The following is a 23,860-nucleotide window of genomic DNA, read 5'->3' on the forward strand; positions in this document are numbered from 1 at the left end:
ACGAGGAGCAACGATGACCGACAGGCTGGCACAGTTGCAGGCGGCCGGGGTGGCGATCTGGCTGGACGACCTCTCCCGCGAGCGACTCGTCACCGGCGGGCTGGACAAGCTGCGGCGCGAATGCCACGTGTCCGGTGTCACGACCAACCCCACCATCTTCGCCAAGGCGCTCAGCGACGCCGACGTCTACGCCGAGCAGATCAAGGACCTGGCCGCGCGTGGCGTCGAACTCGAAGAGGCGACCCGATTGCTGACCACGTACGACGTGCGCTGGGCCTGCGACGTCATGCACCCGTCGTACGAGGTCTCCAAGGGCATCGACGGCCGGGTCTCGATCGAGGTGGACCCGCGGCTGGCCAAGGACAGCGACCGCACCGCGGCCGAGGCCAAGGCGCTGTGGTGGCTGGTGGACCGGCCGAACCTGTTCATCAAGATCCCGGCCACCCTGGAGGGGCTGCCGGCGATCACCGCCGCGCTCGCCCAGGGGATCAGCGTGAACGTGACGCTGATCTTCAGCCTCGAGCGCTACGAGCAGGTCATGGAGGCGTTCCTGACCGGGATGGAGCAGGCGAAGGCCAACGGCCACGACCTGGCCACGATCGGCTCGGTGGCGTCCTTCTTCGTGTCCAGGGTCGACAGCGAGGTCGACAAGCGCCTCGACAAGATCGACAGCCCGGAGGCCCGGGAGCTGAAGGGCAAGGCCGCGATCGCGAACGCCCGGCTGGCGTACCAGCGGTACGAGAAGGTCTTCGGCACCGACCGCTGGCAGGCCCTCGCCGACGCGGGTGCCCGTCCGCAGCGCCCGCTGTGGGCGTCGACGTCGACCAAGAACCCCGAGTACCGCGACGTCATGTACGTCGAGGAGCTCGTCGCGCCGGGCGTGGTCAACACGATGCCGGAGCCGACCATCCACGCCTTCGCCGATCACGGCGAGGTACGGGGTGACACCATCACCCCGTACTACGACGACGCCCGCAAGGTGCTCGACGACCTCGCGCGGCTCGGCATCGACTACGACGACGTGGTCAACACCCTGGAGCGCGAGGGCGTGGAGAAGTTCGCGGCGAGCTGGACCGAGCTGCTCGACGGCGTCACCAAGTCGCTGGAGGCCGCGAAGTCCGGCGCCGATGACCCCGGCAAGGCCGCCGCGGGCTGCGCGAAGACCGAAGCGCAGCAGTGAGCCCGACGGTCCACGGCGGAGGTCGGTAGACACGGCGGAAGAGACACTTCCATGAGTGGACTGCTCGAAGTCGAGGCGGCGGCCGGGCTCGCCGTCTACGGCGCCAGAGCCGTGCCGGGCGCCGTAGACGCGCGCGCCCGGCTCGTCGCCGACCGCGTACCGGAGCGGCTCGTCGCCCGCGACCCGACGCTGTGGGGCCCGCAGGGGGAGAACACGGCGAAGACCCGACTGGGCTGGTTGGACACCTTCCGGCGCAGCCGGGAGCTGCTGCCCCGACTGGCCGAGCTGCGCGACGAGCTGCAGCGCATGGGCTTCGACCACGTCGTGCTGGCCGGTATCGGCGGATCGGCGCGCGCCGCCGAGGTCATCACCCGCACGCTCGACGTCGACCTGACGGTCCTGGACACCACCGACCCGCACCGGGTCCGCGCGGCGCTCGGCGACCGGCTGGACAGCAGCGTCGTCGTGGTGTCCAGCAAGTCCGGCGACACGATAGAGACCGACAGCGTGCTGCGGGCCTACCTGAAGGCGTTCACCGACGCCGACCTGCCGGGCGGTACCTCCCGGTTCGTGATCGTCACCGACCCGGGCTCGCCCCTGGCAACCCTCGCCGACGAGATCGGCGCGAACCTCTTCCTGGCCGACCCGGACGTCGGTGGGCGGTACAGCGCGCTGACCGCCTTCGGACTGGTACCGGCCGCCCTCGCCGGCGTCGACGTGGCGGAACTGCTCGACCAGGCCGAGGAGTTCGCCCGGTCGCTGGCCGACCCGGACGACAACCCGGCGCTGACGCTCGGCGCCGCCCTGGGCGCCGCCGCGCTCGCCGGGCGCGACAAGACCGCCCTGGTCGAGGACGGTACCGGCATCGTCGGCCTGGGTGCCTGGATCGAGCAGCTCGTCGCGGAGTCGACCGGCAAGCAGGGCCGGGGCATCCTGCCGGTGGTGATCGAGTCCCCCGGCTCCCCCGGCACGACCGGCGACGACGTCCTCACGGTCACCGTGGGCGGATCGCTGCCGCCGGAGTCGGTTCCCGGCGGCGGGATCACCCCGCACGTCGCGGTCAACGGACCGCTCGGCGCGCAGTTCCTGGCCTGGGAGTACGCCACGGCGGTCGTCGGGCGGCTGCTCGACGTCGACCCGTTCGACGAGCCGAACGTGGCCGAGAGCAAGGAGAACACCCGGCGCGTCCTGGCGTCGGGGCCGCCCATGGAGAACGAAGCTTCCGGGCCGCCCGGCGGAGAGCGCGGGCCGGAATCCTCACTGCCGGCCTTCACCGATGGACCGGTCGAGGTTTACGGCACCGATCTCGGGCATGCCTCCACCGTGGACCAGGCGCTGGGCTGGCTGCTCAGCCGCGTGCCCCCGGGCGGGTACCTCGCGGTGCTGGCGTTCCTGGACCCCGTCGCCTCGGCCGACGTCGCGACGATGCGCGCCGCGCTGGCCAAGGACAGCTCGCACCCGGTCACGTTCGACTGGGGACCCCGGTACCTGCACGGATGCGGTCAGTACCACAAGGGCGGCCCGCAGACCGGTGCGTTCGTGCAGATCACCGGTGCGGTGGACGACGACCTGCCGGTACCGGACCGGCCGTACACGTTCGGCCAGCTCCAGGCCGCGCAGGCGGCGGGCGACCGGGAGGCCCTGGCCGCGCGGGGCCGGCCGCTGGTCCGGCTGCACCTGACCGACCGGGCGGCCGGCGTGGCGCGGCTGCTCGCCGCCGTGGACGAACTGCCCTGGGTTTCGTGAGGGAGCCGACGAGATGAGTGGACATGTCAAGCGAGTCGGCAGGCTCCGTTCCCCGGTGCCCCATGGTGGCGGCGGGGGCAGTGCCGTACAGAGCGGTGAGGTGGCACCATGAAGAACCCGCTACGTGATCCTCAGGATCGGCGCCTGCCGAGGATCCCGGAGCCGTGCGCCCTGGTGATCTTCGGAGTCACCGGCGACCTGTCCCGGAAGAAGCTGATCCCGGCTCTGTACGACCTGGCCAACCGCGGACTGCTGCCGCCCGGGTTCGTCGTGCTGGGCTTCGCCCGCCGCGACTGGGGCGACGAGGACTTCGCCACCCTGGCCCGCAAGGCCGCCCAGGAGCACGCGCGTACCCCGTGGCGCGAAGAGGTGTGGGAACGACTCGGCAGCAACATCAAGTTCGTACCGGGCTCGTTCGACGACGACGAGGCGTTCGACCGGCTCGCCGAGACCCTCGACGAGCTGCGCACCACGCACGGCATCGAGGGCAACGCGGCGTTCTACCTGTCCATCCCGCCGTCGGCGTTCCCGGTGGTACTCAAGCAGCTCGAGCGCACGGGCATGAGCGACAACCAGAAGTCCGGCGGCTGGCGCCGGGTCGTGGTGGAGAAGCCGTTCGGCAACGACCTCCAGTCCGCCAAGCAGCTCAACGACCTCGTCGACCACGCTTTCACGCCGGAGGACGTCTTCCGGATCGACCACTACCTGGGCAAGGAGACGGTCCAGAACATCCTGGCGCTGCGCTTCGCCAACACCCTGTTCGAGCCGGTGTGGAACTCGCTGTACGTCGACCACGTGCAGATCACCATGGCCGAGGACGTCGGCATCGGCACCCGGGCGGCGTTCTACGACAAGGTCGGCACCACCCGCGACGTCGTCCAGAACCACCTGCTGCAACTGATGTCGCTGGTGACGATGGAGGAGCCGACCGGCTTCTCGGCCAACGAGATCCGTACCGAGAAGCTCAAGGTGCTGCGGGCGGTCAAGCTGCCCCTCGACATCGCCCGGGACACCGTACGCGGGCAGTACCAGCCGGGCTGGGTCGCCGGCCAGCGGGTACCCGGGTACCTCGACGAGGAGGGCGTGCCGTCCGACTCGACGACCGAGACCTACGTGGCCCTCACCCTCGGCGTGCAGAACCGCCGGTGGGCGGGCGTACCGTTCTACATCCGCGCCGGTAAGCGGCTGCCCCGCCGGGTGACCGAGATCGCGGTGCTGTTCAAGAAGGCGCCGCACCTGCCGTTCGCGCCGTCGGACGTGGAGATGCTCGGCAACAACCAGCTGGTGATCCGGGTGCAGCCCGACGAGGGCGTGACGCTGAAGTTCGGCTCCAAGGTGCCGGGGACGACGATGGAGGTCCGCGACATCACGATGGACTTCCAGTACGGCGAGGTCTTCACCGACACCAGCCCGGAGGCGTACGAGCGGCTCATCCTCGACGTCCTGCTGGGCGACAAGACGCTGTTCCCGGACGCCGAGGAGGTCGAGGCCGGGTGGAAGGTCGTCGACCCGCTGGAGGATGCGTGGGTCGGCACGAAACCCGAGCCGTACCGGGCCGGCGAGTGGGGGCCGCGGGCCGCCGACGACATGCTCGCCCGCAATGGTCGGGCCTGGCGGCGCGCATGAACAACCGGGAGAAGTCATGATCGGGCTCTGGGACACGACGGGCAGCGCGGTCGTCAAGGCGTTGGCCGCCGAACGGCGTACCGCCGGCGGCGTGACGAGCGGGTTGGCCCTTACCCTCATCGTGATCGCCGACGAGACTGAGGTCCGCAACGCCGAGGCGGCCGCGACGGTGGCCGCGGCCGCGCACCCCTGCCGGCTACTGATCGTCGTGCGCGACGAGGTCACCCACGCGCGGTCCCGTCTCGACGCGGAGATCGTCGTGGGCGGGCGGCTGGGGCCCTGCGAGGCGGTCGTCATGCGGATGCGCGGGCGGCTGGCGCTGCACGCCGAGTCGGTGGTCATGCCGCTGCTGGCGCCGGACGTGCCGGTGGTGACCTGGTGGCGGTGCGGGCCGCCGGACCGGATCGCGTACGACCCGCTCGGCGTCGTGGCGGAGCGCCGGATCACCGACACCCTGCAGACCGACGACCCCCTCGCCGCGCTGCGGACGCGGGCCGACGACTACGCCCCGGGCGACACCGACCTGTCCTGGACCCGGATCACGCCGTGGCGCACCCTCGTCGCCAGCGTCTTCGATGCCTCGCACACCATGCCGAGGCGGATCGTCATCGACGCACCGGCGAAGGACCCGAGCGCGGCGCTGATGGGTGGCTGGCTGGCCGCGCGCCTGGGCCGGGTGCCGGAGGTGCGCGAGATACCGGGCCGGAACCTGCACGGCCTGACGATGGAGATGACCGACGGTGGGACGGTCCGGATCGAGCGCGAGAACGGCCGTGCCGTCGTGCGCCGCACCGGCCTGCCCGACCGCACGATGCCGCTGACCGACCGCTCGCTGGGTGAGGAGCTGGCCGAGGAGCTGCGCCGGCTCGACGCCGACCAGACGTACGCGACCGCCCTGGCGGCCGCGACCGGCCGGGACGGGTTCTTCGACCGCTCGCCCACCCGGGTCCACGTCTGGCACGACCCCGCGCTGGCCGAGCGGCCCGACACCGCCGACGTGGAGGACAGCGACAGGGGCGCCGGCGCCGGCGGCACCGCCGGTACCGACGCCGGGGAGCTCACCACCGTCACCGGCGCCACCAGCACCAGCGGCGACGTCGAAGCCGCCGGGGACACCAGGGCGCCCGCCGACACCGATGTCGGCGGCCCCGCGTAGTAGTCAACGGATCGTGGACACGCGGGTCTGGAGAGCCCCGCGTGTCCACGATTTTCCAACCGAGGGAGCCTCCTTGAGTGAAGTCAGCGTGATCGTGCACGCGGACGCGAACCTGCTCGCCCAGGCGGTTGCGGCACGGCTGGCTGTCCGGCTGATCGACGCCCAGGCCGAGCGGGGCGAGGCGAGCGTGGTGCTGACCGGTGGCACCATCGCCGCGGCGGTGTACCGGGCGTTGCGCGACAGTCCGGCCCGCGACGCCGTGGACTGGTCCCGGGTGGACGTGTGGTGGGGCGACGAGCGGTTCGTACCGCACGACGACCCCGACCGCAACGAACTGCAGGCGCGCCAGGCGCTCCTCGACGCGCTGCCGCTGGACCCGGCCCGGGTACATCCGATGCCGGCGTCGGACGGCCCCGACGGGCCCGACCCGGAGGCGGCCGCCGCCCGGTACGCCGACGAGCTGGCGCGGGCGGCGAAGCCCGGCACGGCCCCGCTGCCCCACTTCGACGTCCTGTTGCTGGGTGTCGGCGAGGACGGGCACGTGGCGTCGGTGTTCCCGGAACACCCCGTGGCGTACGAGACCCGGCCGGTCGCGGCGGTCCGCGGGGCGCCCAAACCGCCACCGGTACGGCTGACCCTGACGCTACCCACGATCAACACCGCCGAGGAGGTGTGGTTGATCGCGTCGGGCCCGGGCAAGGCGAGCGCTGTCCGGCTGGCGCTGTCCGGCGCCGGCCCGGTGCAGGTCCCGGCCGCCGGGGTGCACGGCGTGGACCGGACGCTGTGGCTGCTCGACCGGCCGGCCGCAGGCGAGATCGGGCCGCGTTTCCGCAGCCTACGCTGAGGTTACCGGCCCGCTGCGGGCTGCGGTTACCCGGCCCTATCCGCCTTGACGCTGCGGCACACGGGCCAGCGCCTCGGCGAGGATCACGGCCGCGTCGGAGTCGCTGCGGCGCTCCTTGACGTACGCCAGATGGGTCTTGTAAGGCTCGGCGCGTGGCGGCGCCGGCGGGTTGTCCGCGTCCTGACCGGCGGGGCAGCCGCAGTGCGGGCATTCCCACTCGGCCGGGGGTGCGACATCGGAGGCGAACGAGGGAGTCGTGACGTGGCCCTGCGCGCACCAGTACCGCACGGTGCGGCGGGGAGCCTCGTCGGCATACTCGGTCAACCGCGCCGGCCCGGAGCCGACGCGACTGCCACGGATGGTGTTGCCGCTGGCCACTGCTGTTTCTCCTGTCGTCCGGGGCGGCGCGCCGTCCACGGTGCGGCGCGAGTGCAGGAGCAACTGCGCAAAAAGGTGAGCGGCCCGTGGTGACGGGCCGCTCACGAGTCTAGGACGATCCGGTTGTTCAGGAAGCCCCGTTCTGCGCCAGCTTCAGCCAGAGGCCCAGGCCGACGATGCAGGCGAACCAGATGATCCCGACAAGTACCGTGTAACGGTCGAGGTTTCGCTCCGCCACCGACGAGCCGGCGAGGCTCGACGAGACGCCGCCGCCGAACATGCTGGACAGGCCGCCGCCCTTGCCGCGGTGCAGCAGGATCAGCATGGTCAGCAGGATGCTGGTCAGGACGAGCAGCACGATCAGGGTGTAGGCGAACGCCATCATGGCGGTGCGGGTCCTCTCAGTAATGCGCGTCGGTCGGCGCAATCGCGGCGTCTGTCAGGATAGCCGGGTCGCCCCCGTCCCGTGCACCATGGGCTCGCTTGGACGGGCGTACACCAAATGGCTCACTTGGATGGATCGGCCAGTCCCAGGGCGCACAGGTCCGGCTGGCCGAACTGCGGGTGAATGAAGCCGCCCCGGACGTTGGCACCGGCCATCCGCAGTGCCTTGATGTAGATCACCGGCACCGTGACGGCCTTCGCCTGGATCTTCTCGTCGAGCTGGCCCCAGAGGTTGTACTGCACCTCCAGCTTCGACTCCGCCAGCGCCTGGTCGATCAGGGAGTTGATCTCCGGGTCGTTGAGCAGCGCGAAGTTGAGGTTGCTGGTGGCGCCCGCCCGGGTCGGGATGAGCCGGCCGTCGAACAGCGGCGGGATGACGGCGGAGCCGTTGGCCCAGTCCGGGATCCAGCCGCCGTAGATCAGGTCGTTGCCGTTGGCCGGGTTGCCCACGAGGTCGAAGTAGTCGTCGGGGTTGAGCGGGTTGAGGACCACCTCGACCCCGATGAGCTGGTATGACTCGACGACCGTCGCAACCTGGCGACGGATGTCCTTCTGGTCGGGGAAGGCGAGCTTCACCGTGGCGGGGCAGGGCCTGCCCTCGTCGGCCGCCTGCTTGCGCAGAGCGAGCGCCTTGTCCTGGTCGCCCTCGGTGTGCGCCAGGCTGCCGAAGAGGTCGAAGTCGCGGTGCGCGGCCAGGTCGGGCGCGATCATCGTGGTGGCGAAGTCGCCGAAGGTCGCCCCGCCGGCCGCCGCGCGGTACTTGCGCTTGTTGAACGCGTACCCCAGCGCCTGCCGGCAACGCAGGTCGGGAACGGTCCGCGTGTTGATCGCGAAGTACCGGACGCCGCCGGTGCTGCCGGAGACCGCCCGGGCCGACAGGGCCGGGTCGTTGATCACCTGTTGGACGAACTGGGCGGCAACGTTCTTCTCCAGCGCGATCGCGTCGGCCCAGTCACCCTCGCTGTTGATCAGGTTGTTGGTCGTGGTCGCCACGTCCGGGTCGACGGAGACGACGATGCGCTCCGGGTACGCCTTGCGCACCGCGTCGCTCGCCGGATCCCAGAACTTGTTGCGCACGTAGACCAGTTGCTTGTCGTCGCTGCCGTCGAGCTTGTAGGGCCCGTTGGAGAACGGCCGGCGGTCGTACTCGTCCTTCTTGTCCTGCGCGGGCGGCACCGGCGCGAAGACCGGCAGCGCCACCGTGTACCCGAAGTCCCCGACCGCCATCTTCAGGTGGAACCGGATGGTCTTCTGGTCGACGCACTCGACCGACTGCAGCCCCTTACCCAGGTTGTTGTTGCCGACGAACGGGCCCTTGTAGGGGTCGTCGTTGTCGCGCAGGTACTGCCGGGCATACGGCATCGCGACCTGGAACAGGTTGGAGAAGCTGCGCTCCACGCCGTACTTCACGTCGGCGCAGGTGACCGGGGAGCCGTCCTCCCAGCGCAGCGCCGGCTTGAGGGTGAACTCCCAGATCGTGTTGCCGTCGCTGGGTCGGCCGGTGTCGGTGGCCAGGTCCCCGACGATCTCGCTGGCCGCCTTGCCCGGCTCGGAGCGGAACGTGGTCAGCGTCCGGGTGGTCAGCCGGCTGAGGTTCGTCTCCGTCGCGTTCTTGATCCGCTGCGGGTCGAGGTGCGCGGCCTTCGCGCCGAGCACGACGCGGACGGTGCCGCCCTTCTTCGGCGGCGACACCTTCTCGCCGGCGTCGGCCTGGCCGCAACCGGCCACCGTGGCCGTCGCCAGAACGGCCACGGCCACGGCGATGGCCGTCGTCCGACGCGACCGGGCGCGGGTGGTGGCCGTCGTCCGACGCGACCGGGCGCCGGTGGTGGCCGTCGTCCGGCGCGACCGGCCGGCCCGGGCGGGCGGGATGGCGGAACTGTCGGGCATCGCTGTCCTCACGGCGCGTGGCGGAACGGGTCTCCCGATCCGCTCCGTCACGCGAAGCTAGGGGGCTGGTCCAAGGATCGACCGCCACTTTAAGGGGCCGGGACCGGGACGGAAATACGCCGGTCAGACCCGGACTGAGCGCATCCGCTAGGTCACCTACCGTCCATGACAGACAAGGCGCGATCCCCCCGGACCGCGCCTTGTCTGTCAATTTCGGACTTATGCGATGTGGACGGACCGGCGGCCCGAGAAGCGATCTAGTGCTCCCGGAACCGGCAGATCCGGACGAACTCCTCGGCGTTGATGCTCGCTCCACCGACGAGCGCACCGTCCACGTCGGGTTGCGCCATGATGGCCGCGATGTTGTTGGCCTTGACCGACCCGCCGTACAGGATCCGCACCCGGTCGGCCGTGTTGCCGTGACGCTCGGCGATCCGGCCGCGCAGCGCGCCGATCACCTCCTGGGCGTCCTCGGGCGTCGCCGTCTTACCGGTGCCGATCGCCCAGACCGGCTCGTACGCCACGACGACCTTCTCCACCTGGTCGGGCTTGAGCCCCTTCAGCGCGGCGTCCAGCTGCCCCAGCGTGTACGCCACGTGCTCGCCCGCCTCGCGGACCTCCAGCCCCTCACCCACGCACAGGATGGGCGTGAGGTCGTTGGTGAGCGCCGCCTTGACCTTCTTCGCGACCAGGGCGTCGTCCTCGTGGTGGTACGCCCGCCGCTCGGAGTGGCCCACCACGACGTACTGGCAGCCCAGCTTCGCCAGCATGCCGCCGGAGATCTCGCCGGTGTACGCGCCGGACACGTACGCCGACAGGTCCTGGGCGCCGTACCCGATCAGCAGCTTGTCACCATCGACGAGCGTCTGCACGCTGCGGATGTCGACGAACGGCGGCAGTACCACCACCTCGACGTCGGTGAGCTGCTTCTCGGTGAGGCTGAACGCCAGCTTCTGCACCAGCGCGATGGCCTCGAGGTGGTTGAGGTTCATCTTCCAGTTGCCGGCCATCAACGGCCGGCGCGACACCGACTGGGTCATGACTCCAGCACCTCGATACCGGGCAGCGTCTTGCCCTCCAGGTACTCCAGCGAGGCGCCGCCACCGGTCGAGATGTGACCGAAGGCGTCCTCCGGGACACCGAGCGTGCGCACGGCGGCCGCCGAGTCACCGCCGCCGACCACGGTGAAGCCGTCGACCTTGGTGATCGCCTCGGCCACCCCGCGGGTACCCGCGGCGAACGGCGCCAGTTCGAACACGCCCATCGGGCCGTTCCAGAACACGGTCTTCGCGCCGGCCAGCGCCTCGGAGAAGACCTGCACCGAATCCGGGCCGATGTCGAGCCCCAGCCAGCCGTCCGGGATCGCGTCAGCGGGTACCGTCCGGGTCTGCGCGTCCGCGGCGAACCTGTCGGCGGCCACGATGTCGACCGGCAGCACGATCTTGTCGCCGGCCCGGGCGAGGAGGTCGCGGCAGGTGTCGACCATCTCCTCCTCCAGCAGCGACGCGCCCACGCCGTGTCCCTGGGCCTTCAGGAAGGTGAAGCACATGCCGCCGCCGATGAGCAGCTTGTCCACCTTGGGCAGCAGGGCCTGGATGACGGCCAGCTTGTCGGAGACCTTCGAACCACCGAGCACCACCACGTACGGCCGGGCCACGTCGTCACTCGTGAGCCGGCGCAGCACCTCCAGCTCACGCAGTACCAGCCCGCCGGCGTAGTGCGGCAGCAGCGTCGCCACGTCGTACACGCTGGCGTGCTTGCGGTGCACCGCGCCGAACGCGTCGTCGACGTACGAGTCACCGAACGCCGCCAGCTGACGGGCGAACTCGCCGCGCTCGGCGTCGTCCTTGCTGGTCTCCCCCGGGTTGAACCGCAGGTTCTCCAACAGGGCCAGCTCGCCGTCACCGAGGCCGCCGACGGCCGTCCGGGCGCTCTCGCCGACCGTGTCGGTCGCGAACGCCACCGGCGAGCCGAGCAGCTCGGCCATCCGGTCGCCGACCGGCGCCAGCGAGTACTTCGGGTCCGGGGCGCCCTTCGGCCGGCCCAGGTGGGAGCAGACCACCACGCGGGCGCCCGCGTCGCGCAGGGCGGTCAACGTCGGCAGCACCGCGCGGATGCGGCCGTCGTCGCTGATCCGCCCGTCCGCGAGCGGGACGTTGAGGTCGGCGCGCACCAGGACGCGCCGACCCCGTACCCCCTCGCGGAGCAGGTCGTCGAGGGTCTTCACAGCTGCGAACCCACCAGCTTCACCAGGTCGACGAGGCGGTTGGAGTAGCCCCACTCGTTGTCGTACCAGCCGACGACCTTGGCCTGGGTGCCGTTGACCATGGTCAGCTCCGAGTCGAAGGTGCAGCTCGGCGCGGTGTTGGCGATGTCGCTGGAGACGATCGGGTCCTCGGTGTAGAGCAGGATCCCCTTGAGCGGACCGTCCGCGGCCGCCTTGAACGCGGCGTTGATCTCGTCCTTGGTGGTCTCCCGACCCAGTTCCAGCACGAGGTCGGTGACCGAGCCGGTCGGCACCGGCACGCGCATCGCGATGCCGTCGAGCTTGCCCTTGAGCTCGGGGATGACCAGGCTGGTGGCCTTGGCCGCACCGGTCGTGGTCGGGATGATGTTGATCGCCGCGGCCCGGGCCCGGCGCAGGTCCTTGTGCGGGAAGTCCAGGATGACCTGGTCGTTGGTGTACGCGTGGATCGTCGTCATCAGGCCCTTGTTGATGCCGAAGTTCTCCAGCAACACCTTCGCCATCGGCGCGACGCAGTTCGTCGTGCAGGACGCGTTCGAGATGATGGTGTGGTTGGCGGCGTCGTACTTGTCGTCGTTGACGCCCATCACGATCGTGATGTCCTCGCCCTTGGCGGGCGCGGAGATGATGACCTTCTTGGCGCCCGCCTCGATGTGCTTGCGCGCGTCGTCGGCCTTGGTGAACCGCCCGGTCGACTCGATGACGATGTCGGCGCCCAGCTCACCCCAGCCCAGAGCGGCGGGGTCGCGCTCGGCCTGCGTCTTGATCCGCTTGCCCCCGACGGAGATCGACTCATCGTCGTAGCTCACCTCGGCGTCGAGCTTGCCCAACAGCGAGTCGTACTTGAGCAGGTGCGCGAGCGTCTTGTTGTCGGTCAGGTCGTTGATGCCCACGATCTCGACGTCGGCGCGCTGGTCGAGAACCGCGCGGAAGAAGTTACGGCCGATGCGGCCAAACCCGTTGATACCAACCCGGATGGTCACAGGACACATCTCCTCGCCGTGTCGCCGGCGCCCTTGGCAGCCGGCCGCCCAGAGTAACTGGCCGCCTCGCGGCCCGTGCCACCGCGAATGACCGACCGACCACGCGACGGCGACGCCCGGCGAGCGACCCGAGTCGGCCTCATCGCCGAACACCGTGACGATATCGCCAGTCGGAAACTCCCGCCGCACGGGGGGCGAAATTCGATCTCCGTACGGCCGGCCGGCGACGCCGATCGAGGGACCACGACGCCGATCGAGCGCCCGCCACGCCGATCGGTGGGCCCGATCGGCGTCGGCGCGCCAACACCGCCCCGGCACGACGACGGCCGGCGTCCGCCCGACGTCATCGCCCGAGTGGTGGGCCGGTGTCAGCTCGCCGTCATCTCCGGGCGACCGCCGACATCAGCTCGCCATCATCTCCGGAGTGACGGCCGACATCAGCTCGCCATCATCTCCGGGGTGACGGCCGACATCAGCTCGCCATCATCTCCGGGGTGACGGCCGACTCGGTGTCCGGAATGCCGAGGTCACGGGCGCGCTTGTCGGCCAGCGCCAGCAGTCGGCGGATCCGGCCGGCGATCGCGTCCTTGGTCATCGGCGGGTCGGCGAGCGCACCCAACTCCTCCAGCGACGCCTGCCGGTGCTCCAGCCGCAGGTGACCGGCGCTCGACAGGTGCTGGGGCGCGGTTTCGCCGAGGATCTCCAGGGCCCGCGAGACCCGGGCCGCCGCGGCGACCGCGGCCCGCGCCGACCGGCGCAGGTTGGCGTCGTCGAAGTTGGCCAACCGGTTGGCGGTCGCGCGCACCTCACGGCGTACCCGCCGCTCCTCCCAGGCGAGCACGCTGCTGTGCGCGCCGATCCGGGTGAGCAGCGCACCGATCGCGTCGCCGTCCTTGACCACGACCCGGTCGACGCCGCGGACCTCGCGCGCCTTCGCCGTGATACCCACCCGCCGGGCCGCGCCGACCAGTGCGAGCGCCGACTCGGGGCCGGGGCAGGTGACCTCCAGCGCGCAGGAGCGGCCGGGTTCGGTCAGCGACCCGTGGGCCAGGAAGGCGCCCCGCCAGGCCGCGACGGCGCAGCAGATGTTCGCCGACACGACGTGCGACGGCAGTCCGCGGACCGGACGGCCCCGCACGTCGAGCAGCCCGGTCTGGCGGGCGAGCGCCTCGCCGTCCTTGACCACCCGCAGGATGAAGTGGGTTGCCTTGCGCAGGCCGCCGGAGGCGAGCAGGTGCACCTCGCTGGCGTAGCCGTACACCTCGGCGATCTCCGTGCGCAGCCGTCGCGCCACCGAGTTGGTGTCCAGCTCCGCCTCCACCACCACGCGGCCGGAGACGATGTGCAGCCCCCCGGCGAACCGCAGCAGAGCCGCCATCTCCGCCCGGCGGCAGCAGGGCTTGGTCACGCTGACCCGGCTGAGCTCGTCTTTGACCGCGCCGGTCATCGCCATTATGTCGTCACCTCGTGGGCCGATCCGTCGTCTGTGCGCCAGTATCCAACGCCGACCTCAGCCGGCCGACTCGATCATGGAGGACCGAGCACGGCCTCCAATGCTGCCGCCAGCGCTGCCGGGTCGTGTCGCGGAGACCCGTCAGACACCGCGACGGGCGCGAGAGCGAGCCGTGCACCCAGCGATTCTGCCGCACGGTGCACGGGCTCGGGGTCTCCAACGGCTTTCCCGTCGGCAAGTACTACATCGAACCGGAGGGCCGGAAGGTAACGGGTGAGCGCCGCCAAGTGGTCGGGCACACTGAGCCCCAGGGTCTCCTTCTCGGCCGCCAGGTTGAGCGTCACCAGGCGCCGGGCCGGGCTGGCCGCCACGGCGGCGGCGAGATCCGGTACGAGCAGGTGCGGGATGACACTGGTGTACCAGGATCCCGGCCCGAAGATCAGCCAGTCGGCCGCGTCGACCGCCGCCAGCACCTCGGCGCACGCGGCCGGCCGCTCCGGCCGCAGCCGCACCGTGCGCACCTCGCCGCGGGTGACCGCGACCGCGTGCTGGCCACGGACCGCCACGACCTCACCGGGCCGGCCCGGGTCACCGCCGAGGACGTCGGCTTCGATGCTCACCGCCTCGCGTGACATCGGCAGCACCCGGCCGCAGCAGCCGAGCATCCCGGCGACGTGGTCGAGCGCCGCAACCGGGTCGCCCAGCATCTCCATCAGGCCCAGCAGGACGAGGTTTCCGACGGCGTGCCCGGACAGGTACCCGTCACCGTCGAACCGGTGCTGGAACAGCGCGGCGCTCAGGCCACCGGCCGGATGGTCCACCTCGGCCAGCGCGACGAGAGCCTGTCGCAGGTCGCCGGGGGGCAGGCCACCGCGCTCGGCGCGCAGCCGGCCGCTGGAACCGCCGTCGTCGCCGACGGTCACCACCGCGGTGATCTCCAGGGCGCGCCCGCCCGGCTCCCGGCTCCACCGGTCGCGCAACAGCCGCAGGGCGCGCAGGGACGCCGACAGGCCGTGCCCACCGCCGAACGCCACGACCCGCAGCGGAGCGGCCGACGCTCCAGAGACACCGGACCGGGTCAGACCACCGGCCCCGCCGAGCGCCGCCCGATTACCGGCCCCGCCGGGCGTGGCCGGCCCCTCCGGCCCGCCGGACCCGCCCAGGTCACCGTCCGCGCTCCGGCCGTCCCGGCCGGTCATTCCCGCCCCAGGTCGCGGTGCTGGGCGGAGGCCGCCATCCGGATGTCGCGCAGCCGCCGCGCCAGTTCCTCGGCGATCGCCACGCTGCGATGCTTGCCGCCGGTACAGCCGATGGCCACGGTCACATACCGCTTGCCCTCCCGCTCGAACCCGGAAGCGGTCGCGTTCAGCAACCGGGACAGGGTCTCCACGAAGGTGATCGCGCCGTGCTGACCCAGCACGTACCGGCTGACCTCCGGCTCGCGGCCGGTGTGCTCGCGCAGCTCCGGTACCCAGTACGGGTTGGGCAGGAACCGGGCGTCAACCACGAAGTCGGCGTCGGGCGGCAGCCCGTACTTGAAGCCGAACGACAGCACCGTGACCCGCAGCCGGCGGCTGTCCTCCGCGGCGAACATCTCCTCGACCCGGGCGCGGAGCTGGTTGACGTTGAGGTGGCTGGTGTCGATGAAGACGTCGGCCTGCTCGCGCGCCTCGCGCAGCAGGTCCCGCTCGGCGGCGATACCGTCGGACAGCCGCCCCTCGCCCTGCATCGGGTGGGCCCGCCGGACGCTCTCGAACCGGCGGATCAGCACGTCGGTGTCGGCGTCGACGAAGATCACCTGTGGCTGGAAGCCACGCTCGCGCAGCGCCTTGATGGCGCCGGCCAGGTCGGTGGAGAAGGCGCGGCTGCGGACGTCGATCACCATCGCGGTACGCCGGGCCGTCCCGCCGGCGGCGAAGGCCAGCTCCGCCATGTCGATCATGAGCGCCTGAGGCAGGTTGTCGACCACGTAGTAGCCGACGTTCTCCAACGCTCGCGCCACCGTGCTGCGCCCACCACCGGACATCCCGGTCACGATGACCAGGTCGGTGTCTGAGCGCTGCGGCTCGCTTACCTCCGCGGCATGTGCCGTACGTTGCGTCACGCTTCCCCCTCGCCCGTCGCGCGACTCGCCGATTCGTCCGCGCGGACGGCTCAACCCGGCAACGATCCTAGGGGTGCGACGGCGCGCCGTCGGCGTCGGTCAGACCTCCAGCCCGGACAATTGTGCCCTTCTGGGTAGATTCAGGTGGGCCGTTGGTGGGATCCGGCACACCGCCCAGCGCCGCGAGGATCGCCTCCGCCGTACGGCGGCCGATCCCCGGCACCTCGACGATCTCCTCGACGCTCGCCGCCTTCAGCCGCTTCAGCGAGCCGAAGTGGCGTAGCAGCGCCTTGCGCCGCACCTCACCGAGGCCGGGAACGGCGTCCAGGTCGGACGCGATCATGCGCTTGGACCGCTTCTGCCGGTGGTACGTGATGGCGAACCGGTGTGCCTCGTCACGCACCCGCTGGAGCAGGTACAGCCCCTCCGAGGTACGCGGCAGGATCAGCGGGAACTCGTCGTCGGGTACCCAGACCTCCTCGAGCCGCTTCGCCAGGCCACAGACGGCAACATCCGTGACGCCGAGGTCTGCCATGACCCGGGCGGCCGCGTTGACCTGCGGCTGGCCGCCGTCGACCACGACGAGCTGCGGCGGATAGGCGAACTTGCGCGGCCGGCCGGTCTCCGGGTCGATGCCGGGGCGGGTCTCCGCCGTCGGGTCGGCCGGCCCGGAGCCGCCCGGACCGGCGGGGCCGGAGTCGGCGAGCGCGGCGGCACCGGAGTCGACCGGCACGGCGATACCGGAGTCGACCGGCACGGCGGCACCGGAGTCGGCCGGCACGGTGGTACCGGAGTCGGCGAGCGCCTGCTTGTACCGGCTGAACCGGCGGCGCAGCACCTCCGAGATGGCCGACACGTCGTCGGTGGCACCGTTGATCGCGAACCGCCGGTACTCGCTCTTGCGCGCCAGCCCGTCCTCGAACACGACCATGCTCGCGACCACGTCGGTGCCCTGGATCTGGGAGATGTCGTAGCACTCGATCCGCAGCGGCGCGGTATCGAGGCCGAGTGCGTCCGCGATCTCCTCGAGCGCCCTGCTACGCGTGGTCAGGTCGCCGGCCCGGCGCAGCTTGTGCTGCGCCAGCGCCTGCGCGGCGTTGCGGGCGACGGTCTCCTGGAGGGACTTCTTGTCGCCCCGCTGCGGCACCCGGATGGTGACCCGGCTGCCCCGCAGGGCGGACATCCAGTCGGCGAGCGCGTCGGCGTCGGCGGGCAGCTCCGGCACGAGCAGTTCCCGCGGCAGTTCGGCACCGACCGCCCCGGTCTCGCTCTCCTCCCCGTACACCTGGGAGCAGAAGTGGTGGACCAGGTCGCCCGGGCTGAGGTCCTCGGTCTTCTCCACGATCCAGCCCCGCTGGCCGCGCACCCGGCCACCGCGGACGTGGAAGACCTGCACCGCCGCTTCGAGCGGGTCGTCGGCGAACGCCACGACGTCGGCGTCCGTGCCGTCGCCGAAGACCACGGCCTGCTTCTCCATCGCCCGGCGCAGGGCCACCAGGTCGTCCCGCAGCCGCGCGGCCAGCTCGAAGTTCAGCTCGGCGGAGGCCGCCAGCATCTCGCGCTCCAGCCGCTTGACCATGGAGTCGGTCCGGCCGCCCATGAAGTCGCAGAAGTCGAGCACGATCCGGCGGTGCTCGTCGGCGCTCACCCGGTCGACGCACGGCGCCGCGCACTTGCCGATGTCGCCGAGCAGGCACGGCCGGCCCATCCGGCGGGCGCGCTGGAACACACCGGCCTTGCAGGTGCGTGCGGGGAAGACCCGCAGCAGCAGATCCAGGGTCTCGCGGATCGCCCAGGCGTGCGCGTACGGCCCGAAGTAGCGCACGCCCTTGCGCTTGGCGCCCCGCATGACCTGCAGTCGCGGGTACTCCTCGTCGAGGGTCACCGCGAGGTACGGGTAGGACTTGTCGTCGCGGTAACGGACGTTGAAGCGCGGGTCGTACTCCTTGATCCAGGCGTACTCCAACTGGAGCGCCTCGACCTCGGTGCCCACGGTTACCCAGTCCACCGCGGCGGCGGTGGTGACCATCTGGTGGGTGCGTGGGTGCAGCGTCCAGGGGTCGGCGAAGTAGGAGTTGAGCCGCTGCCGCAGGCTCTTGGCCTTGCCGACATAGATCACCCGGCCGGACGGGTCACGAAACCGGTAGACACCGGGCTCTTCGGGAATCGATCCCGGGGCAGGGCGGTACGTGGACGGATCCGGCACGTTTGAGAGCGTAGCCCGTCGGTACGTCAAGATTTCGGTGGCGGGCGCCCGGGTTCCCCACGGTCCCCGGGGCCCGCACCGACCTGGCCCGTACCCGGCACCGGCCAGGTCCCCGGCTCGTGCCGGCACGGTCCGGGCGGCGCCCGATCACGCGAGGGTGACGCTGTCCCCCTGGACGGTGACGTTCTTGGCCTCCAGCGGCGCCTTCGCCGGGCCGCCCGTGACCGACCCGTCGGACACCGAGAACTTGCTGTTGTGGCAGTTGCAGTTGATGGTGCCGTTGGCAACGGTCGTCACCGGGCAGCCCTGGTGGGTACAGGTGGCGCTGAACGCCTTGAACTGACCGGCGGTCGGCTGCGTGATGACGATGTCCTTGTCCTTGAAGATCTTGCCGCCACCGACCGGGATCTCACTGGTCTTCGCGAGCGCGGTACCCCCGGCCGGCTGGCCGCCCGTCTGCTGGCCGGGGGTGGTCGGCGCGGCCTGCCCGGCGTTGCCGTTCGTACCCCCGTTGACGCCGCTGCCCGATGATTCCGCGTCGTCGGTGCCACACGCGGCCAGCACAGCGGCGGCGCCGATACCGGCGGCACCGGCGAGCACGCTACGCCTGGTCGTGTCGCTCATCTTGCTCCTCACAGTAGGAAGCGCCTGTCCTCGATACGTACGCAGCCGGGCGCCGACCGGTTCACCATGGACCGACCGGTTCACCGCGGTACGCGAATCCCGACCAGGCTCTCACGTCTTCCCCACCGGCACCTCTCACCTGGCCGGGGAGAACGGCCCACTGGCCGGACGGCCGCCCACCCCGGGATGAGGGGTGAGCGGCCGTCCGGGTGGCCGGATGCACGCGTCGGGCCGGACGCACCCGAGGTGGGCGGTCCAGTCGGGCGCCTACCGCGCGGCGGCCGCCGTCCGCTTGGTGGCCTTGGCCGCCGCCGTCTTGGCTACCGCCGTCTTGGCCGCCGGAGCCTTGGCCGCCGTCTTGGCCGCCGGAGCCTTGGCCGCCGTCTTGGCCGCCGTCTTGGCCGCCGTCTTGGCCGCCGTCTTGGCCGCCGGAGCCTTGGCCGCCGCGGCCTTGACCGACTTCTTGGCAGCCGTCCGGGCGGCTGCGTTGGCCTTCTCGGCCCGCACCTGGGCGTCACCGCCGGCCGGCGTGCCGGTCACGCCGAGGATCGGGCGCAGGAAGGCGCCGGTGTGGCTCTCCGCGATCTCCGCGACCTCCTCGGGCGTACCCGCCGCGACGACGGTGCCGCCCCTGTGACCGCCCTCCGGCCCCATGTCGATGATCCAGTCGGCCGTCTTGATCACGTCGAGGTTGTGCTCGATCACGATCACCGTGTTGCCCTTGTCGACCAGGCTCTCCAGGACCAGCAGCAGCTTGCGGATGTCTTCGAAGTGCAGGCCGGTGGTGGGCTCGTCGAGCACGTACACCGTTCGCCCAGTCGACCGCTTCTGCAACTCGGAGGCGAGCTTGACGCGCTGGGCCTCGCCGCCGGACAGGGTCGGCGCGGGCTGGCCGAGGCGCACGTATCCGAGGCCGACGTCGACGAGCGTCTTGAGGTGGCGGTGGATCGCCGAGATCGGCTCGAAGAACTCGGCGGCCTCCTCGATCGGCATGTCGAGGACCTCGGAGATGGTCTTGCCCTTGTAGTGCACCTCCAGGGTCTCCCGGTTGTACCGGGCACCCTTGCAGACCTCGCAGGGCACGTACACGTCCGGCAGGAAGTTCATCTCGATCTTGATCGTGCCGTCACCCGCGCACGCCTCGCAGCGACCGCCCTTGACATTGAACGAGAACCGGCCCGGACCGTAGCCGCGCACCTTCGACTCGGTCGTCTCGGCGAACAGCCGCCGGATGTGGTCGAAGACACCGGTGTAGGTCGCCGGGTTCGACCGCGGGGTGCGCCCGATCGGCGACTGGTCGACGCCGACGACCTTGTCGACGTGCTCCAGGCCGGTGACCCGGGTGTGCCGGCCCGGAACCATCCGGGCGCCGTTGATCTGGTTGGCGAGCACCGCATGCAGGATGTCATTGACCAGGGTCGACTTGCCGGAACCGGAGACGCCGGTGACCGCCACGAACTGGCCCAGCGGGAACGACACCGTGAGGTTGCGCAGGTTGTTCTCGCGCGCGCCGTGCACGACGAGCTCCCTGCCGGGCGTCTGCGGCCGGCGCGTCCCGGGCGTCGGGATGCTCTTGCGCCCCGACAGGTACGCGCCGGTCAGCGACTCCTCGCAGGCGAGCAGGTCGGCAACCGCGCCGCTGTGCACGATCTTTCCGCCGTGCTCACCGGCGCCGGGGCCGATGTCGACGATCCAGTCGGCGGTGCGGATCGTGTCCTCGTCGTGCTCGACGACGATCAGCGTGTTGCCGAGCTTCTTCAGCCGCACCAGGGTCTCGATGAGCCGGTGGTTGTCGCGCTGGTGCAGACCGATGCTCGGCTCGTCGAGCACGTACAGCACGCCGACCAGGCCGGAGCCGATCTGGGTGGCGAGCCGGATGCGCTGGGCCTCGCCGCCGGACAGCGTGCCGGCCGCCCGGTCCAGCGACAGGTAGTCCAGGCCGACGTCGACCAGGAAGCGCAGCCGGGCGTTGATCTCCTTGAGTACCCGCTCGGCAATCATCTTCTGCCGGCCGGTCAGCTTCATGTCGCCCAGGATGTCGGCGGCCTCCCCAACGGAGAGGTTGCACAGTTCGGCGATGCTGCGGCCGTCGAGCGTGACCGCCAGGATCTCCGGCTTGAGCCGGGCGCCACCACACGCGGCGCACGGCACGTCGCGCATGTAGCCCTCGTACTTCTCCCGCGACCAGTCGGATTCGGTGTCGTTGTGGCGGCGCTCGATCCACTGCACAACGCCTTCGAAACCGGTGTAGTAGGAGCGCTCGCGCCCGTACTTGTTCCGGTAGCGCACGTGTACCTGGTCGTCGGAGCCGTACAGGATCGCCTTCTGCGCCCGGCTGGACAGCGCCCGCCAGGGCGTGTCGAGGCTGAAGCCCTGCTCGGCGCCGAGCGCCTCGAGCAGTCGGAGGAAGTAGTCCAGGGAGTGCCCGCCCGACCACGGCTGGATCGCGCCCTCCCGCAGGCTGCGCTCGGGGTCGGGGATGATCAGCTCCGGGTCGACCTCCTTCTTGGTGCCGATACCCGTGCACTCCGGGCAGGCCCCGAAGGGGGAGTTGAACGAGAAGCTGCGCGGCTCCAGGTCGTCGATCGCCAGCGGGTGCTCGTTGGGGCAGGCCAGGTGCTCGGAGAAGCGCCGTTCGCGGTGCTCGTCGCCCTCGGGCAGGTCCACGAACTCCAGGATGACGACGCCGCCGGCCAACTTCAGCGCGGTCTCCACCGAGTCGGTCAGCCGCTGCTTGGCGCTGGGCTTGACCGCGAGCCGGTCGACGACCACCTCGATGGTGTGCTTCTCCTGCTTCTTGAGCTTCGGCGGCTCGGTCAGCGGGTGGACCACACCGTCCACACGGACCCGCGCGAAGCCCTTGGACTGCAGTTCGGCGAAGAGGTCGACGTACTCCCCCTTGCGCTCGCGCACCACCGGGGCGAGGACCTGGAACCGGGTGCCCGGCTCCATGCCCAGCACCCGGTCGACGATCTGCTGCGGGGTCTGCTTGGCGATGGCCTCGCCGCAGACCGGGCAGTGCGGCTCGCCGACCCGCGCGTAGAGCAGCCGGAGGTAGTCGTAGACCTCGGTGATCGTGCCCACCGTCGACCGCGGGTTGCGGGAGGTGGACTTCTGGTCGATCGAGACGGCCGGGCTCAGACCTTCGATGAAATCGACGTCGGGCTTGTCCATCTGGCCGAGGAACTGGCGGGCGTACGACGACAGCGACTCGACGTAACGCCGCTGACCCTCGGCGAAGATCGTGTCGAACGCGAGGCTGGACTTGCCCGAGCCGGACAGCCCGGTGAACACGATCAGCGCGTCCCGGGGAAGTTCGAGGCTGACGTCGCGCAGGTTGTGCTCCCGCGCTCCGCGAATGATCAGTCGGTCGGCCACGGCCCGCCCTCAGTAGTTGATCTGTCCCGATCGGCACCCGTTCGGGCGCCGCGGCAACTGTATCCGGGGGGTCCGACAATTTCCGCCGCTCCGCAGACCAGCCACCGCCACCCAGCGTACGCAGCGGTCGGCCGACCCGGATCACCGTTCCGGGCGACAGGCCACCGCGCCGCACCGCCACGGACCGGACACGCACGCGGGCCGCCACGGGTGCGCGCCCACCCCTCCAAGATCCCCACAACGTCGCGAACGTTGCGGCATCGGCGCGCTCAGAGACAGCAATACGTGCGACATTGTTCGGATCTTGGAAGCGACCGCCACGGGCGGCCGCGGACCGACCACCACGGGCGGGCGCGGACCGGCCCGCTACGGGCGGGCGCGGCTGCGCTTCTCCTGCTTGGAGGCCCAGGCCCAGCTGGCCCGCGCCTCGGACGCCAGGCGGTCGCGGCGGCGCCGGTTCTCGGCCGCCTGCTCCCGTTCCAACCTGCGCCAGCTCGCCAGCCGGCGCGAGGGCAAGGTACCGGCCTCGATCGCCGCACGGACCGCGCAGCCCGGCTCGGCACCGTGCCGGCAGTCGCCGAACCTGCACCCCGCCGCGAGGTCGGCCACGTCGGCGAACGCCTGCTCCAGCCCCTCCTCGGCACCGAGCAGGCCGACCGCGCGTACGCCCGGTGTGTCGATCACCACGCCGCCACCCGGAAGGGGGATCAGCGTCCGGACGGTGGTGGTGTGCCGGCCCCGCCCGTCGGCGCGCAGCGCCTGGGTGGTCATGACGGTCGTCCCGGCCAGCGCGTTGACGAGGCTGGACTTACCCGCGCCGGACGGCCCGAGCAGCCCGAGGGTACGGCCGTGCGCCAGGTACCGCCGCAGGCCGGCCACGCCGGCACCGGTACGCGCACTGACCACATGTACCGGCACGGTCGGGGCGGCCTCGGCGAGCTGCGCGGCGACCGCCCGGGGGTGCCGCACCAGGTCCGCCTTGGTGAGCACGAGCGCCGGGCGGGCGCCGGACTCGAACGCGAGCGCGAGCAGCCGCTCGACCCGTCCCGGGTCGGGTTCGGGGTCGAGCGGTTCGACCACGGCCGCCACGTCGAGGTTGGCGGCGAGCACCTGGCCGTGGGAGGCCGCTCCGGCGCTGGCTCGTACCACCGCGCTGCGGCGGGGCAGCACCGACTCGACCGTCACCCGCCGATCGGGCCAGGTGTGCACGACAACCCAGTCACCGGCGCACGGCAGGGCGACCGGGTCGGCCGCCGCGGCCGCGAGGACCGATCCCGCGAGACTCGCCCGGAGGGTGCCGGACTCTCCCAGTACCGTGCAGACGCCGCGATCGACCCGCATGACCCGGGCCGGTTGGCGACTGGGGCGGTCATAGGTGGCGTACGCCCCGGCGAGGTACGGATCCCAGCCCAGGGCCTGCAGATCGAACGTCATCGTCTTCCTTGTCTGGTGCGGTTACGGCGGTCCTCCCGGCACGGCGGGACGTCAAGGGCATGGCGGCCCACCTCCTTCGGGTCGACGATGAACGCGTTCGCCCACGACGGTAGGGGCGCGGACGGCACAGCGGAACCGAATATCAACGGCGGAGCCGGATCCCAGCAGC

16 protein-coding genes and 2 pseudogenes are annotated in these 23,860 nt (G+C 71.2%); 5 read left to right on the plus strand and 13 right to left on the minus strand.

Annotated elements, in window-relative coordinates:
* Positions 1 to 13: 13 nt before the first annotated feature.
* The 5 genes and pseudogenes from tal to pgl all read left to right on the plus strand — a co-directional run bounded on the left by tal (position 14) and on the right by pgl (position 6,552).
* Entirely contained in the window at positions 14 to 1,180 is a 1,167-nt protein-coding gene (gene tal, locus ACNTMW_RS04220) for a transaldolase (protein WP_426632001.1), read from the plus strand.
* A gap of 51 nt (positions 1,181 to 1,231) precedes the next feature.
* Positions 1,232 to 2,926 (plus strand): glucose-6-phosphate isomerase, encoded by a 1,695-nt coding sequence (locus ACNTMW_RS04225; RefSeq protein WP_426632002.1) that lies wholly within the window; start codon positions 1,232 to 1,234, stop codon positions 2,924 to 2,926.
* A gap of 108 nt (positions 2,927 to 3,034) precedes the next feature.
* Positions 3,035 to 4,552 carry a glucose-6-phosphate dehydrogenase gene (gene zwf / locus ACNTMW_RS04230; RefSeq protein ID WP_426632003.1) on the plus strand — a complete coding sequence of 506 codons (1,518 nt, stop codon included), beginning with the start codon at positions 3,035 to 3,037 and terminating at the stop codon, positions 4,550 to 4,552.
* Positions 4,553 to 4,568: 16 nt separating this feature from the next.
* Positions 4,569 to 5,540, plus strand: a pseudogene (locus ACNTMW_RS04235) (glucose-6-phosphate dehydrogenase assembly protein OpcA); the annotation flags it as partial.
* Between the two features lie 241 nt (positions 5,541 to 5,781).
* On the plus strand, positions 5,782 to 6,552 hold the full coding sequence (pgl, locus tag ACNTMW_RS04240) for a 6-phosphogluconolactonase (protein ID WP_426632004.1): 771 nt from the start codon (positions 5,782 to 5,784) through the stop codon (positions 6,550 to 6,552).
* A gap of 36 nt (positions 6,553 to 6,588) precedes the next feature.
* Here pgl and ACNTMW_RS04245 read toward each other — a convergent pair whose 3' ends face one another.
* The 13 genes and pseudogenes from ACNTMW_RS04245 to rsgA all read right to left on the minus strand — a co-directional run bounded on the left by ACNTMW_RS04245 (position 6,589) and on the right by rsgA (position 23,691).
* Entirely contained in the window at positions 6,589 to 6,930 is a 342-nt protein-coding gene (locus tag ACNTMW_RS04245; RefSeq protein WP_426632005.1) for an RNA polymerase-binding protein RbpA, read from the minus strand.
* Between the two features lie 127 nt (positions 6,931 to 7,057).
* A complete protein-coding gene (secG, locus tag ACNTMW_RS04250) occupies positions 7,058 to 7,315 on the minus strand; it encodes a preprotein translocase subunit SecG (RefSeq protein WP_426632006.1) in 258 nt (85 codons plus the stop codon).
* A gap of 122 nt (positions 7,316 to 7,437) precedes the next feature.
* On the minus strand, positions 7,438 to 9,264 hold the full coding sequence (locus tag ACNTMW_RS04255; protein WP_426632007.1) for an ABC transporter substrate-binding protein: 1,827 nt from the start codon (positions 9,262 to 9,264) through the stop codon (positions 7,438 to 7,440).
* A 257-nt stretch (positions 9,265 to 9,521) separates the two neighbouring features.
* On the minus strand, positions 9,522 to 10,304 hold the full coding sequence (tpiA, locus tag ACNTMW_RS04260) for a triose-phosphate isomerase (RefSeq protein ID WP_426632008.1): 783 nt from the start codon (positions 10,302 to 10,304) through the stop codon (positions 9,522 to 9,524).
* Positions 10,301 to 11,491: a phosphoglycerate kinase gene (locus ACNTMW_RS04265; protein ID WP_426632009.1), complete on the minus strand. Its 1,191-nt coding sequence runs from the start codon at positions 11,489 to 11,491 to the stop codon at positions 10,301 to 10,303. The genes tpiA and ACNTMW_RS04265 overlap by 4 nt, the downstream gene beginning before the upstream one ends.
* On the minus strand, positions 11,488 to 12,492 hold the full coding sequence (gene gap / locus ACNTMW_RS04270; RefSeq protein WP_426632010.1) for a type I glyceraldehyde-3-phosphate dehydrogenase: 1,005 nt from the start codon (positions 12,490 to 12,492) through the stop codon (positions 11,488 to 11,490). The genes ACNTMW_RS04265 and gap overlap by 4 nt, the downstream gene beginning before the upstream one ends.
* 472 nt (positions 12,493 to 12,964) lie before the next feature.
* Entirely contained in the window at positions 12,965 to 13,945 is a 981-nt protein-coding gene (whiA, locus tag ACNTMW_RS04275; protein WP_426632012.1) for a DNA-binding protein WhiA, read from the minus strand.
* A gap of 74 nt (positions 13,946 to 14,019) precedes the next feature.
* Positions 14,020 to 15,144: a gluconeogenesis factor YvcK family protein gene (locus ACNTMW_RS04280; RefSeq protein WP_426632013.1), complete on the minus strand. Its 1,125-nt coding sequence runs from the start codon at positions 15,142 to 15,144 to the stop codon at positions 14,020 to 14,022.
* A complete protein-coding gene (gene rapZ / locus ACNTMW_RS04285; protein ID WP_426632014.1) occupies positions 15,141 to 16,049 on the minus strand; it encodes an RNase adapter RapZ in 909 nt (302 codons plus the stop codon). The genes ACNTMW_RS04280 and rapZ overlap by 4 nt, the downstream gene beginning before the upstream one ends.
* A gap of 67 nt (positions 16,050 to 16,116) precedes the next feature.
* On the minus strand, positions 16,117 to 18,255 hold the full coding sequence (uvrC, locus tag ACNTMW_RS04290) for an excinuclease ABC subunit UvrC (protein WP_426632015.1): 2,139 nt from the start codon (positions 18,253 to 18,255) through the stop codon (positions 16,117 to 16,119).
* A gap of 147 nt (positions 18,256 to 18,402) precedes the next feature.
* Positions 18,403 to 18,879: a Rieske (2Fe-2S) protein gene (locus ACNTMW_RS04295; RefSeq protein WP_426632016.1), complete on the minus strand. Its 477-nt coding sequence runs from the start codon at positions 18,877 to 18,879 to the stop codon at positions 18,403 to 18,405.
* Between the two features lie 465 nt (positions 18,880 to 19,344).
* Positions 19,345 to 22,257 (minus strand): annotated as a pseudogene (gene uvrA, locus ACNTMW_RS04300) (excinuclease ABC subunit UvrA); the annotation flags it as partial.
* A gap of 366 nt (positions 22,258 to 22,623) precedes the next feature.
* On the minus strand, positions 22,624 to 23,691 hold the full coding sequence (gene rsgA / locus ACNTMW_RS04305; protein WP_426632017.1) for a ribosome small subunit-dependent GTPase A: 1,068 nt from the start codon (positions 23,689 to 23,691) through the stop codon (positions 22,624 to 22,626).
* Positions 23,692 to 23,860 lie beyond the last annotated feature (169 nt).

Origin of the sequence: Planosporangium spinosum (genome assembly GCF_049999945.1) — a bacterium.
GTDB classification, from domain to species: domain Bacteria; phylum Actinomycetota; class Actinomycetes; order Mycobacteriales; family Micromonosporaceae; genus Planosporangium; species Planosporangium spinosum.